We start from the raw sequence: 14266 nt of genomic DNA on the forward strand, positions 1-14266 counted from the left end.
CGCATCGTATTTTATTCGATGTAAAAAACTACTCATTCTCCCCGATCTTATTCACCATAAAAATCATCAGAATTCCGAGAAGCGCCATAATAAGAAACGCCCATTTCATGCTTAAATATTCAGAAATAAAACCAACCATTGGCGGAACCAGTAAGAATCCTAAATAACCAATTGTAGATATTGAAGTTAGAGCAGAACCTGTGCTTAATTTAGATGATCTTCCTGCAATGCTAAACACTAACGGAACTACGCAAGAAACCCCAAATCCGATTAAAACGTAACCGAAAATAGTTGGGTAAGCATACGGCATGATAAAACAAATTCCGAAACCTGCTGTTATTAAAATTCCGCTGTAAAGCAGAATTTTTTTAGTCCCAAATTTCATTACGCCATAATCCCCAAAAATACGACCCAAAGTTACTGCCGAAGCAAAAAACACAAATGCCGCACTGGTTAATTTTGGTGAAGCTTTTAGGATATTTTCGAAATAAATTCCGCTCCAATCGTACATTGTATTTTCGCAAGCCATAGAAACGAAACAAATCAAGGCAAATTTTACCAGATTCTTTTCTGGCATAGAAAAGAACTTCTTTTTAACCGGAACTGGTTCGTTGTGAATACTCATTGGGTAAAAACAAGCCGTCAGCGCCAACATAAAAATACTTACCCCCAATAAATGATGAGATGGTGCAATATGCTGCGTTACCATTACATACCCTAAACCTGCACCTGAAAAAACGGCAATACTCCAAACGGCATGAAAACGCGTAATAATCGATTTTGGATATAATTTCTGCACTTCAAGCGATTGTGCATTTATGGATAAATTGAAAATATTACGCGAAGCTCCAAAAAATAAAAGTATGATAACCAATTGCCAAACAAATGCTGCCAGACCTGGCAAAGACAGTGCAACATTAAACATAACCGCTCCAAGCAACATGATATAACGGCTGCTGTATTTATTTAACAGCTTTCCGGTAAATGGCATTGTAAGCATTAGCCCTATTGGGAAAGCAAATAAAACAGCTCCGAATTCGGCTTCAGAAAGTTTCAATTGGGCTTGTATATGCGGAATTCTCGAAACCCAAGACGAATAACCGAAACCAGAAAGAAAGAAAAAAACTGTATTAGCAATACGATATCCTCGAGGCGTATTTTGAATCTTTTTAAAGAATGGTAAAATCATGAAATCGTTTTTCAGACTGCAAAATTAAGCCTTTTTAAATTTTATCTCACTACAACTTCTAATAAGAATTTTGATTAATCGCTCTAAAATCAACATTTAACAATTTCATTCATAAATGATAAAAAAATAAAATTGTTAAAGTTATTTTAATTTCTACATTTGCACTGTTTTTATTTATTCTAAATAAAATTATTATCAACCAAATTTAAAATAGTAATGAATTATCTCAGTTTGAAAACTTCGCGTTTTCTATTTTCAATCAGCTTTCTATTTTCGTTTTTATCTGCCTTTGCACAAAACCATGGGAAAATTAAAGGAACAATTGCAACATCTGATGGCGATGCCGCTGCTGGTGTAAATATTATTCTCAAAAACACTAAATATGGCACCGTTTCTAATGATGACGGTTCTTTTGACTTCAATAAAGTAAAAGCCAATTCTTATACCTTACAAGTATCTTTAACCGGTTATGAAACTTTAGAAGCCGAAATTACGGTTACAGAAAATGAAACTACTACAGTTAATTTACAACTGAAAGTTTCAAACAAAGAATTAAAAGAAGTTATCATCAGCAGTCCGAAAAGCATTGTTTCCAAAAAAACAGATTATGTTGCCAGAATGCCCCTTAAGAATCTGGAAAATCCACAAGTTTATAGTGTAATCCATAAAGAACTTTTACAGGAACAAGTTGCGGTAGACATTAGAAGTGCTGTGCAAAACTCTCCTGGAGTAGTTTCAATTAGTTATCCATCTGGAGGAGTTGGCGTAATTTTTAGAGGATTTTCTACAGGTATAAATGCTAGAAACGGAATGGAAACGGTTTCGGGGCGTTCTTCTGTTGATCTTGGAAATGTAGAACGCATTGAAATCCTAAAAGGCCCGTCTGGAACTCTATTTGGTTCAACTGTATCTTCATTTGGAGGCGTTGTAAATTTAGTGACTAAAAAACCACACGAAACTACTGCTGCCGAAATCTCATACACAACCGGAAGCTATGGTTTAAATCGTTTAACGGCTGACGTTAATACTCCGCTAAACAAAGATAAAAGTGTCTTGTTCAGAATAAATATGGCTGTTAACAGAGAAAAAAGTTTTCTTGATTATGGTTTCAATAATGCTTTGCTTTTTGCCCCTAGCCTTACTTACAAAGCATCTGAAAAGCTTACTTTCAATATTGATGCTGAACTTTATAATGTAAACAATACAAGACGCACTTATAATACTTACGCTGCAAATTCTGGAATTACAAATCCGAATGATTTAAAGATAGATTACAGAAAATCGATGTTCCATGATGATAATGATGCTAAAACAAAAGCAACAAAAGTTTTTGCTCAGGCCGAATATGAAATATCAGAAAACTGGAAATCTACTACTGTATTTTCATTTGTCGGAGAAGATGTAGAACGCAGTTATCAGAGTTATGCCGTTTGGAGTTCACCAACTCAAGTGGCGAGAAGAGTTGGTCTTTGGGGACCGATTTATAATAACTACACTAACATTCAGGAAAACGTAAACGGAAAATTTTCGACTGGAAACATCAAGCACAAATTTCTTGCAGGAATAAACTATAGACTTTACAGCGGGGCTTTTTCTGGAGGAAGTACTTTTACGCTTGATAATATTGATGTTACTGCCCCATTTACTCCTATTAGAAGAAAAGCTGTAGATGCTGGTCTTGTTCTAACAACCTCTCCTATTGCAGATCAAAAAACATTTAGCGTGTATGCGTGTGATGTCATCAATTTTACAGATCGTCTTTCGGCTATGTTGAGTTTGCGTCTGGATAATTTTGATCGTGAAAAAGTAGGAACCGTTGAAGGTTATAATCAGACAGCTTTGGCTCCAAAGCTTGGATTGGTTTATGAATTGGTAAAAGACCAAGTTTCTGTATTTGGAAATTACATGAATGGTTTTCAAAATATGCAGCCTGTAACACAGCCAGATGCTTCGATATTTGTTTTGGATCCTATTTATGCAGTTCAATATGAAGGAGGTATTAAAGCCGAAGCTTTCAATAAAAAACTGACTGGTTCTGTGAGTTATTATAATATTACAATTGATAATGCGACAAGAGTAAATGCTACAGGTTTTACAGAACAAGATGGCAAACAAGTGAGCAAAGGTTTTGATTTTGAATTAATGGCCACTCCTATCAACGGATTAAACATTGTGGCAGGTTATGGCTATAATGATAACAGAATTGTAAAAGCTTCTGACGCATCAATCGAAGGAAATAAAGCGACAGGTTCTCCTGAAAATGTGGTGAACTTCTGGACTTCGTATACTTTTCAAAATAAACTAAAAGGTCTTGGTGTAGGTTTTGGCGCCAATTATGTAGACAAAAATTTCTTTACAGCAGATAATACTTTTTATATGCCTTCTTATACAACTCTTAACGGATCTGTTTATTATGATCGTACATCATGGAGAGTGGGTCTTAAATTTAATAATATAACTAACGAAAAATACTGGGATTTCTGGGGTACGTCACAAGCTCCGACAAATATTCTGGCCAGTTTAACTATTAAATTTTAAGACAGAGTTTTAGTTTAAGTAAAGCATCTCAATAAAAACTTGAGGTGCTTTTTTGCATGATTTTATTTTTAATTATTCTAAATAAAACTTATGTTTGTGAAAAATATCATTTAACAATTTAAAACTCGATCTTATGAAATTAAATACTTTAAAAACAGTAAGCTTTTTATTTCTAATGCTTTTTGCTGCACCTCAACTTTTTGCTCATGCGCTTTGGATCGAAACTAAAGCAACAGGAACAAAAGGAAAAGCTCAAGAAATTTCTGTTTATTTTGGAGAGTTCTCTGACAATGACATTACAAAAGCTGATAAATGGTTCTCTGATTTAAAGGATTTCTCTTTAGTTGTAATTTCTCCTTCAAAAAAAGAGACTAAATTGACTTCTAAAGCTCTAGACAATAAATACCAAGCGTTTTTTACACCAGATGAAGATGGGGTTTATACGATTATAATGCATCATACGGTAAAAGACGTTTATGGCACGATGAAATTAGATTACAATTCTAGTGCAAACGTTGTGGTTGGAAATAAGGCAGCAGGAAATACTATTGCTTCTAACACCAATAAAATTGCTGTTTTCTCAGAAAGTGCAGATGTTGCCAAAAAAGATACTAAAATTACTGGCGTAGCCTCTTATGACGGAGCGATTGCAAAAGAAGCTAAAATTAAAGTAATTGCGCCAAACGGATGGGAAAAAGAATTGTGGACAAACGATAAGGGAGAATTTTCTTTTACGCCTATCTGGTCAGGAAATTATATGGTAGAATATGCTCACACTGATAAATCATCTGGTGAACACAATGGAAAAAAATACGATGAAATCTGGAAAATGGCTACTTACCAAATTGTAGTTAAATAATTTTTCGTTCATTCTTATACTTAAATTCAATTTAAAGCCTCGCTCCACAGCGAGGCTCTTTGTTATTATTAATACTAAATTAAAATAAAAACAAAAAATTCTTAAGCAAATCTTAAGAAAGAAATAATAAACATTTAAGAAATAAAATTGGTTCATAATTTTCTGTTAAAGAGTCTGTGTCTTTATATTTGCACTCGATAATTTTTATTGAATCTAAATAAATACCATGAAATATAATTTACTATTTGCATTAGGATTATTAAGTTTTGTCTCTTACGGTCAAGATTATTCAAGCAATGAAACTGCTTCTTCAGTTACTGATACTGTAAAAAATAAAAAGGGAGAAATTCTTAACGAGGTTGTGGTTTCTAAAACAAAAGAACCGAAACCAGTAACTGCAGTTCGCTCTGGATTAAAACCAATGGATAATCCGCAAACCATTCAAGTAATTGGTTCTGATGTTATCGAACAACAGCAAGCTATCAGATTAAGCGAAGTTCTTAAAAATGCTAATGGTGTTTATGTAAGTTCTGCTCGTGGGGGCGCTACCGAATCTTTTTTCTCAAGAGGATATGATATGTCTGCCAACAACATGTTTAAAAATGGCTTTCGTTATAATTCAGGTTCAATCCCTGATGTTTCCGGCTTAGATAAAGTAGAATTCTTAAAAGGTGGTTCTGCCCTATTATTTGGAAACGTGGCGCCAGGAGGAATTTTAAACTTAGTAACCAAAACGCCTCAATTCAAAAGCGGTGGAGAAATCTCAATGCAGTTTGGAAGCTATGCTTACTATAAACCAGCATTCGATTTTTATGGAGGCCTAAATAAATCTATTGCTTTTAGAATTAACGGTTCTTATGAGAATTCAGAAAGTTTCAGAGATGTTGTAAAAAACGAACGCGTATATGTAAATCCGTCGTTACTTTTTATTGTTAGTCCAAAAACACAAATCACGGTTCAAGGAGATTATTTAAGTGCAGATTGGACGCCAGATTTTGGAACCGGAATTATCGGTAAAGAAATCTTAGACTTGCCTCGCAATGCTTTCTATGGAGCGCTTTGGTCAAATGGTACTACTAAATCTTCTAGTGCATCGGTTTTATTAAATCACGATTTCAATAAAAACTGGAAACTGAACTTCAATAGTTCTTATCAGACATACAACAGAACACAAAAATCTACAGCCCAACTATCTAATTTAGATGATACAAAAATATATCCAACTCCAGGTTACTGGAACAGAGGATTAACTCAAGGAAAGAACTTAGAACAAATCTTAGGTGATCAATTAAGCTTACAAGGAAACTTTAATACAGGATCTGTAAAACATCAAATTTTTACAGGTGTAGATTGGGAAAACTCATTTGCAACAGCTTATACTTACGCTTTTAGTGAAGAAAAAGTAAAAGTAAACGGTAAATATGATCCTAGTCTTTATGACACAATTTATCTTTTTGATTTTGATCCCTCAACGCAAAGAAATGATATTCCAAATGCAAGAGCAACACAAATCGGAAAAACAGAAACAAATCGTTTTGGAGTTTATTTCCAAGATTTAATTTCGATTACAGAGAAATTTAAAGTACTTGCTGGAATTCGTTGGTCATGGCAAGAAGCTGAAGTAACAACATATAAGGAAACTTCTACCGGAGCAGGAAATCCTGAAAAAGCAACACCAACTGTTGCTCCAAAGCGTTTAGATAATGCGTTTTCTCCAAAGGTAGGATTAGTATATCAGCCTTTAAAAGACATGTCATTATTTGCTAGTTACTCTAGTTCATTTACACCAAATACAGGAACAACAATTGACTTGCAACCATTAGAAGCATCTATCATAGATCAATATGAAGCTGGAATCAAAAAAGATTTCTGGAATGGTGCCTTAAGCACAAATGTAACCGTTTACCAAATCACAAATAGCAATTTAGCACAAACTGCAGAGTTTAATGCTGACGGGTCTCTTAATACAGATACAACTAAAAAGACTTTAGGCGGAGGAACAAAAAGTAAAGGAATCGAAATTGATATTACAGCGAGACCTGTTGAAGGCTTAAGCATTATTGGTGGTTACAGTTACAACGACATGCGTTACGTTAACACATCTGGAACACAAGGGAGTTTTGTTGAAGGTGACCGCGTAGTAAGAACGCCGCAAAATACCGCGAACTTGAGTTTCTTTTATACTTTGCCATCTGGTGTCTTGAAAGGCCTATCTTTTGGAGCTATCGGAAACTATATTGGAGACCGTTTGGGCGGATGGAATGATGATTATGTTTGGACTGCTGTTAAACCTACACCAACAAATCCTAAACCTGACCCTGCATATACCGTAACGATTAGAGATCGTGATATTCCATTAGAAGGCTATGTTACAATTGATGCGTCTGTCGGATATACTTGGAGAAAATGGTCTGTACTTTGCAAATTATCAAACATTACAAACGAATTAAATTATACAGTTCACGAAAATTATAGTGTGAACCCAATTGCTCCTCGTCAGGTTATGACAAGCTTGCGATACAAGTTCTAAAATATTGAATTAGAGTTTTTTGATTTATCCCAAGATTTTCGAGTAAAACTGAAAATCTTGGGATTTTTATTTTATGTCAAATGCTAATTCAATTAACACTATTTTTGTTTGAAATTATAATCCGTAAAACAAATCCAAAATGTCAGATTCCAAGAAAAATCAATTGCAAAAAAGTTTAGGCCTTAGTTTTAATATTGCCGTTTTAATTGGAGGAACAATCGGCGTCGGAATCTTAAGAACACCTGGAACTATAGCAGAAATGCTAAACAATTATTGGCTTATTTTGGCTTCTTGGCTTTTTGGAGGTTTGTATGTTTTATTGGGAGCCAATTCGTATTCAGAATTGGCGACAATGCTGCCAAAAGCTGGCGGGTCTTACAATTATATTAAAAGAGCTTTGGGCGATTACGCTGGATTTCTTTCTGGCTGGTACGATTATATAGTAAATGCCATTCCTCCTGCTTTTTATTGCATTGTAATTAGCGAATATACGATTATTCTATTTCCACAATTAGCCAATTATGCAACAGTAATGTCCATTTCTTTATTGGTAGCATTTGTATTGCTGCATTTAAGCGGCGTAAAAAATGGAAGCTTGATTCAGCAGATTACCAGTTTATTAAAAGTGATTTGTTTTGTGGCTTTGGTTGTGGCTTGTTTTATGTATTCTGGAGTTGAAGTTCCGTCAATTAAAAGCGATAATTCTATTTTTCAAATTGGACTTATTTTTGGATTTTTCAAATCATTACAGCTTATTATCGGGACTTACAATGGCTGGAATGCTGTATGTTTTTTTGCTGAAGAAAATGAAAATCCAAACAAAAATATTCCGAAATCTTTATACAGCGGAGTTTTACTTGTTGTAGCCATTTACATTTTGGTTAATGCCGCTTTCTTTCATGTTTTACCAATCGAAACATTAGCAAAATCGAATCTAGCCGCAGCCGAAGTGGCTAAAATTCTTTTCGGCGAAAGCGGAGCTCAAATTGTAACCGTAATTTCAATCTTTTCTTTAATTAGCATTTTGAATGCCTTTATGATGATTCCTCCAAGAATTTTATATGGATTAAGCCGTGACGGTTTTTTTATCGAAAAAGGAACTCAAGTAAACAAAGGCGGAACACCAATTGTAGCGCTTTTGGTCTCATCAGTTTTCAGCTTGTTTTTAATCTGCATTGGTTCTTTTGAAGTTCTATTTTCATTCGCCGCTTTTATCTCTATAATTGTTTGGGGACTGGCATATTATTCGCTTTTAAAACTAAGAACTACCGAACCAAATTTACCAAGACCATATCGTTCTTTTTGGTATCCGTGGACCACAATAATAGCCTTAATATTTTCTATTGCATTACTTGCCGGATTTATTTACAGCGATCCAAAAAGCTTTATTATAATTGTAGGTATTGCGATCGCTTCTTATCCTCTGTTTTTGCTTTTGAAGAAAAAACAAAAGTAATACAAAACTTACTTTTATTTTGTTTTTTAATAAAATGCACTATTTTTGCATTTAACAATATGAAACATGAATTACAACTTATCATTTCAGGAAAGAGCAAAGTTAAGCATGGAGCAATTATCCAAGCAGCAGCCAGTTACCTTAGAAGAAGCCAAAGCTCAAGTACAATGGCTAAAGAATTCAAGCATTTCAAAAAACAAGAAAAAGAGACCTTAGAAGATTTATAGAATTAAATAATCTTTGGATTCTAGATATTAATCTTGAAGATTACCTTTCTGAAGGAGCAGAGCAAAAAGTCTATCTAAAAGATGGAAAGCATGTAATCAAACTTAATGATTCCATTTATTACAATTCCTGGATAGATTACTTCAATAATTTATTGTTAAATAACTTCTTTTTTCCAGATACTGCATACAATTTACAAGGCTTTTTCAAAAACAAAGATATTATATATGCAGTTGTTGAACAACCTTTTGTAAAAGCAACTGAACCAACAGATTTAGAAGTTGTAAAGAAGTTTATGCTTGTAAACGGTTTTCTAAATACCAAAAACAATGATTATTATAATCCTGACCTAGGAATTATTCTTGAAGATCTTCACGACGAAAATGTATTGACAGAAAATGGTATTCTCCAATTTATAGATACCGTTTTCTATATAAAAGATAATTTTTACGAGAATTAAAAAAATAATTTCGTAAAAAAAACAGAACTTCTACTGACATAACGTTGTCACTTCATGCCATTTAATTTGCATAACAAAACACAAAAAAGATGAGCAAATTAGATTTAACCAAAACAGACAAAACGTACTATAATGCCAAAATCAACCCCGAAATTGTCTTTATAGAAAAAGCGAATTATATATCGATTACAGGTCAAGGTGATCCTTCTGGAAAAGATTTTTCAGAAAAAATTCAAGCATTATACATCACGGCGTATGTCATTAAATTTATGCATAAAGCGATGGATAACGATTTTGTTGTTCCAAAATTAGAAGCATTGTGGAGTTTTGATAATGAAAAATACGCATCAATCTCAATGGATGAAGCTCCGCTGAAAATACCTCGCGCTGAATGGAATTACAGAATCATGATTAGAATGCCCGATTTTGTAACTCGAGAACAAACCGAAAAAGCTATTGCCATTGCGGTCAATAAAAAACAAAATGAATTAGCCAAAACAATTGAATTCTTTGAAATGGAAGAAGGTAAAGTAATTCAGGTTCTCCATATTGGTCCTTTTGATACAGAACCGCAAACGCTAAAAAAAATTCTAAAATTTAGCACTGAAAACAATCTTCAACAGAACGGGTTGCATCATGAAATTTATCTTTCAGACTTTCGCAAAACAGCTCCTGAAAAACTGAAAACAATACTTAGAGAACCTGTAAAATAGTGTATTTAATAGCCACAAATTCACGAATTATATTCTTCAAATAAAGAATTGCAAAAATAAAATTCGTTTACCCGAGCGATAGCGAATAGGCGAAGCAATTCGTAGCAAAAAAAAAAAAAGACCTAACAGGTTTTAAAAACCTGTTAGGTCTGCTTATAAAAAGAAATATTTCTTATTTCAAACCAGCCAAACTCTGCTCGATTGTAGCAATTTTTGCTAAAGCATCAGCTTGTTTTTGTTTTTCTAAATTAAGTACTTTCTCCGGAGCTCCGTTAACGAATTTCTCATTTGAAAGTTTCGCTTCAACCGATTTCAAGAATCCTTTTGTATAATTCAATTCTTCTGTCAGTTTTGCAATTTCTGCTTCAACGTCAATATTTCCAGTAATCGGAATGAAATATTCATTAGATTTTACACGGAAAGACAAAGCGCCATCAACTTTTTCAGAAACATATTCGAAAGCAGAAACGTTTCCTAATTTCGTGATAATTGAATCAAAATAAGTAGAAACATTTTCGCTGTTGATTCCTTTTAATTCGATTGCATCTTTAAATGGAATATTTTTATCTTTTCTGATGGTTCTAATTCCTGAAATTACTTCAATAGAATTTTCGAAATCAGCAATTAATTTTGCATCAAACGGTTTTACTTCTGGCCAAGTCGAAACAATTAAAGCTTCTTCTGGAGCTCTTTCCGTAATTAACTGCCAAATCTCTTCTGTCAAGAAAGGCATAAATGGATGCAATAACTTCAAGTTGTTTTCTAACATTTCGATCGCTTTCGCGAAAGTTATGCTATCAATTGGCTGTTGGTATGCAGGTTTAATCATTTCTAAGAACCAAGAACAGAAATCATCCCAAACCAATTTATAGATTGCCATCAATGAATCTGAAATTCTGTATTTCTCAAAATTATCTTCAATATCAACCAAAGTCTGCTGTAATTTAGCTTCGTACCATTCAATAGCTACTTTTGATGATTCTGGCTGTGCTATAGTTTCAGAAACTTCCCAACCTTTAATCAATTTGAAAGCATTCCAGATTTTGTTTGAAAACGCTTTTCCTTGAAGGCATAATTCTTCGTCAAACATAATATCGTTTCCTGCAGAAGCACTTAAAAGCAATCCTACACGAACACCGTCGGCACCAAATTTCTCGATCAAGTCTAAAGGATCTGGAGAGTTTCCTAATGATTTAGACATTTTACGGCGCTGTTTATCACGAACTAAACCTGTCAAATATACGTTTGTAAATGGTTTTTCGCCTGCATATTCGTAACCTGCGATAATCATTCTTGCCACCCAGAAAAATAAAATATCCGGACCCGTTACCAAGTCATTTGTTGGATAGTAATATTTAAAATCTGGACTTTCTGGATCCATAATACCACCGAAAACAGACATTGGCCATAACCACGAAGAAAACCAAGTGTCTAATGCGTCAACATCTTGTTTTAAGCTGTCGGTTGTTAGTTGCGGGTTGTTGGTTTTTTCTTTTGCTAATGCTAACGCATCTTCGATGTTTTCTGCAACTACGAAATCTTCTTTTCCGTCTCCGTAATAGTAAGCCGGAATTTGTTGTCCCCACCATAACTGGCGAGAAATATTCCAATCACGAATATTGTTTAACCAATGCGCATAAGTATTTTCGAAACGTTTTGGATGCAATTTAATATCTCCTGTTTCTAAAACCGATTTAATTGCTGGTTTTACCAATTCTTCCATTTTCAAGAACCATTGGTCTGATAATCTTGGCTCGATTACCGCTTTTGTTCTTTCAGAAGTTCCTACTTTATTTAAGTGTGTTTCTGTTTTTGCTAAAGCTCCAATTTCTTGAAGTTCTTTTTCAATTTCAGTACGAACTACAAAACGGTCTTTTCCTTGATAGTGTAATCCGAAGCTGTTTAATGTCGCATCTTCATTAAAAATATCAACGATTTCAAGATTGTGTTTTTCACCCAATGTTTTATCGTTCATATCGTGCGCAGGCGTTACTTTCAAACATCCTGTACCGAATTCAACATCCACATATTCGTCTTCGATAATCGGAATCACTCGACCGCAAATTGGAACGATGGCGCTTTTACCTTTTAAATGTGTAAAACGCTCATCATTCGGATTAATGCAGATGGCAGTATCTCCAAAAATAGTTTCTGGTCGCGTTGTAGCAATGGTCAAGAAATCTTCTGAACCTTCAATTTTATATTTTAAGAAAAATAATTTTCCTTGCTGTTCTTCGTAAATTACTTCTTCGTCAGAAAGAGTAGTTTTTGCTTCTGGATCCCAGTTTACCATACGGTATCCTCTGTAGATTAATCCTTTGTTGTATAAATCCACAAACGATTTAATTACAGAAGCAGACATATCTGGATCCATTGTAAATTTAGTGCGTTCCCAATCGCAAGAAGCACCTAATTTTTTAAGCTGTTCTAAGATTGTTCCACCATATTTATCTGTCCATTCCCAAGCATGTTTTAGGAATTCCTCTCGGGTCAAATCGTTTTTATTGATTCCTTCAGCTTTTAATTTCGCTACTACTTTTGCCTCGGTAGCAATCGAAGCGTGATCTGTTCCAGGAACCCAACAAGCGTTGAAACCTTTAAGACGTGCTCTACGAATTAAAACATCTTGAATCGTATTATTCAACATATGTCCCATGTGAAGGACTCCAGTGACGTTTGGCGGTGGGATTACAATGGTGTACGGTGTTCTATGATCTGGTTCTGAATGAAAATAGTTGTTTTTCATCCAGTAATCATACCATTTACTCTCAATCGTCTTAGCGTCAAATTGTGCTGGAATTGTCATTTACTAGGGTTGTTTAATCGTTAATTTGTTTAACCGTTTAATCGGTTTTGATCATCGAATTTCAAATTGATTTGCTTTCTTGTTTGCTGTTTAAAAAAATCATTTATAAATCAATCTCAAGGATTAAACAAATAAACGATTAAACAGTTAAACAAAAAAATGGTTCAATTTTTGTATTTATAACTGACAGCAAAAGTAAATAATTAAGTAGACTATAAAAAGAGAAATAATAATTTGTGTGTTAATTAAAAGAATGTATATTTACTTACAATTAAAAAAAGATTTCATATGAAAAATGCAGCCTCTTTTATTGCAGTTTTATTGTTTAGTGCAATAAGTTATGCGCAAAATGGCCCAAAAATTGAATTTGCAGCCCCTGATAATACAATTGATTATGGAAAAATTTCTAAAAGTGACAATGGGCTTCGTTCATTTGAATTTACCAACACTGGAGATGCTCCTTTATTAATTACAGGTGCAGAATCTACAGTAAGTTCAATTATTGTGACTAAACCTGCGGCAGCCATTATGCCGGGCAAAAAAGGAAAAATTGATGTAAAATATAATATGGTCGCAGGACCTATCCGTAAAACTATTACTGTTGAAACAAACGCAGTAAACTATCCTGACGGAAGAGTAGCTCTTAAAATTAAGGGTGAAGTTCAATAAGAATCAAATAATCTAAAATAACAAAAATAGCTGTCTCAAATGGACGGCTATTTTTTTTAAAGCTTCAGAGAAGCGAAATATTTATAGCAAAAGAATAAATGTTTACAACATAAAGCTCCAGAGGAGCGTGATATATTAATTCTACAGAAAAAATATGTCGCTCCTCTGGAGCTTTATCCATTTTTGATATTACCAATTCTATAAATATTTCACCCCGCTGGGGTTTTTACAGATAAAAAAATGTTATAAATATTTCTGTCCAATAAAAAAACTGTCCTTTTGAGACAGCTTCGTTTTATTTTTGAAGAGAAACATCTTGCTTCTCAAATCTTTCTTCTTTATTTAGCAGTGCATTCAGCGGTATCAAATTTATACTTTACGCTTTCAAAGTCAATTGGTTTGTCTTTTACTAAATAAGTAACTCCCATTGTAGTCTGCATAGTTCCGTTTCCTAAAATAAGCTGATTATTGCGTTTTAAAAGTGCCATCGGATTTTTGAATGTTTTGTCCCCGTTTACGTTGTCTTTAAAAGTATAATCTACAAACAGCGTATCTCCATGAAACTCTCCTGCAACTTCACCCGTTCTAACAGTTGAAGGTGCGACTCTCATAACCATGTCTCCAGTTAATTTTCCGTTTTTTAAAGTATTTAATTTTAAATCTATTGTGTCCTTTTCATAAATTGCTTTGTAACATGCCGTGCTTACTATTGTTTCAGCTTCTGCTTTTGCAGCTTCAGCGGCTTTTTGTTTTTCTTCATTTTTACAGCTTTGCAATCCAATGAAGGATAAAAGCAAACAAGATAAGGTTAGATTTCTCAT

Annotated in this window: 11 protein-coding genes; 8 read left to right on the forward strand and 3 right to left on the reverse strand. The window is 33.9% G+C overall.

The genetic code is table 11. The features are described from left to right. Positions 1–28: 28 nt before the first annotated feature. A complete protein-coding gene (locus GR162_RS18650; RefSeq protein ID WP_066032369.1) occupies positions 29–1189 on the reverse strand; it encodes an MFS transporter in 1161 nt (386 codons plus the stop codon). Positions 1190–1405: 216 nt separating this feature from the next. On the opposite strand from GR162_RS18650, the gene GR162_RS18655 reads away from it, so the two are divergent. The 7 genes from GR162_RS18655 to GR162_RS18680 all read left to right on the forward strand — a co-directional run bounded on the left by GR162_RS18655 (position 1406) and on the right by GR162_RS18680 (position 9970). Then, positions 1406–3727, forward strand: a complete 2322-nt coding sequence (locus tag GR162_RS18655) for a TonB-dependent receptor (protein WP_160783355.1) — start codon at positions 1406–1408, stop codon at positions 3725–3727. 133 nt (positions 3728–3860) lie between these two features. Continuing rightward, positions 3861–4586: a DUF4198 domain-containing protein gene (locus GR162_RS18660; protein ID WP_160783356.1), complete on the forward strand. Its 726-nt coding sequence runs from the start codon at positions 3861–3863 to the stop codon at positions 4584–4586. Between the two features lie 226 nt (positions 4587–4812). Next, entirely contained in the window at positions 4813–7116 is a 2304-nt protein-coding gene (locus tag GR162_RS18665) for a TonB-dependent siderophore receptor (protein WP_160783357.1), read from the forward strand. Between the two features lie 139 nt (positions 7117–7255). Further along, positions 7256–8572, forward strand: a complete 1317-nt coding sequence (locus GR162_RS18670) for an APC family permease (RefSeq protein ID WP_160783358.1) — start codon at positions 7256–7258, stop codon at positions 8570–8572. A 59-nt stretch (positions 8573–8631) separates the two neighbouring features. Beyond that, positions 8632–8799, forward strand: coding sequence for a hypothetical protein (locus GR162_RS22330; protein ID WP_237421394.1), 168 nt, complete (start codon positions 8632–8634; stop codon positions 8797–8799). A gap of 26 nt (positions 8800–8825) precedes the next feature. After that, positions 8826–9257: a hypothetical protein gene (locus GR162_RS18675; protein ID WP_370516258.1), complete on the forward strand. Its 432-nt coding sequence runs from the start codon at positions 8826–8828 to the stop codon at positions 9255–9257. An 89-nt stretch (positions 9258–9346) separates the two neighbouring features. Then, the gene (locus GR162_RS18680) at positions 9347–9970 is read left to right on the forward strand and encodes a GyrI-like domain-containing protein (protein ID WP_160783359.1); all 624 of its coding nucleotides are present in this window, start codon (positions 9347–9349) and stop codon (positions 9968–9970) included. A 172-nt stretch (positions 9971–10142) separates the two neighbouring features. Here GR162_RS18680 and GR162_RS18685 read toward each other — a convergent pair whose 3' ends face one another. Continuing rightward, on the reverse strand, positions 10143–12776 hold the full coding sequence (locus GR162_RS18685; RefSeq protein WP_160783360.1) for a valine--tRNA ligase: 2634 nt from the start codon (positions 12774–12776) through the stop codon (positions 10143–10145). Positions 12777–13064: 288 nt separating this feature from the next. On the opposite strand from GR162_RS18685, the gene GR162_RS18690 reads away from it, so the two are divergent. Next, positions 13065–13445, forward strand: a complete 381-nt coding sequence (locus tag GR162_RS18690; protein ID WP_008462293.1) for a DUF1573 domain-containing protein — start codon at positions 13065–13067, stop codon at positions 13443–13445. A 338-nt stretch (positions 13446–13783) separates the two neighbouring features. Here the strand turns inward: GR162_RS18690 and GR162_RS18695 are convergent, their stop codons facing one another. Then, a complete protein-coding gene (locus GR162_RS18695; protein WP_160783361.1) occupies positions 13784–14266 on the reverse strand; it encodes a hypothetical protein in 483 nt (160 codons plus the stop codon).

It is taken from the genome of Flavobacterium sp. HBTb2-11-1 (assembly GCF_009826975.1).
GTDB lineage: Bacteria > Bacteroidota > Bacteroidia > Flavobacteriales > Flavobacteriaceae > Flavobacterium.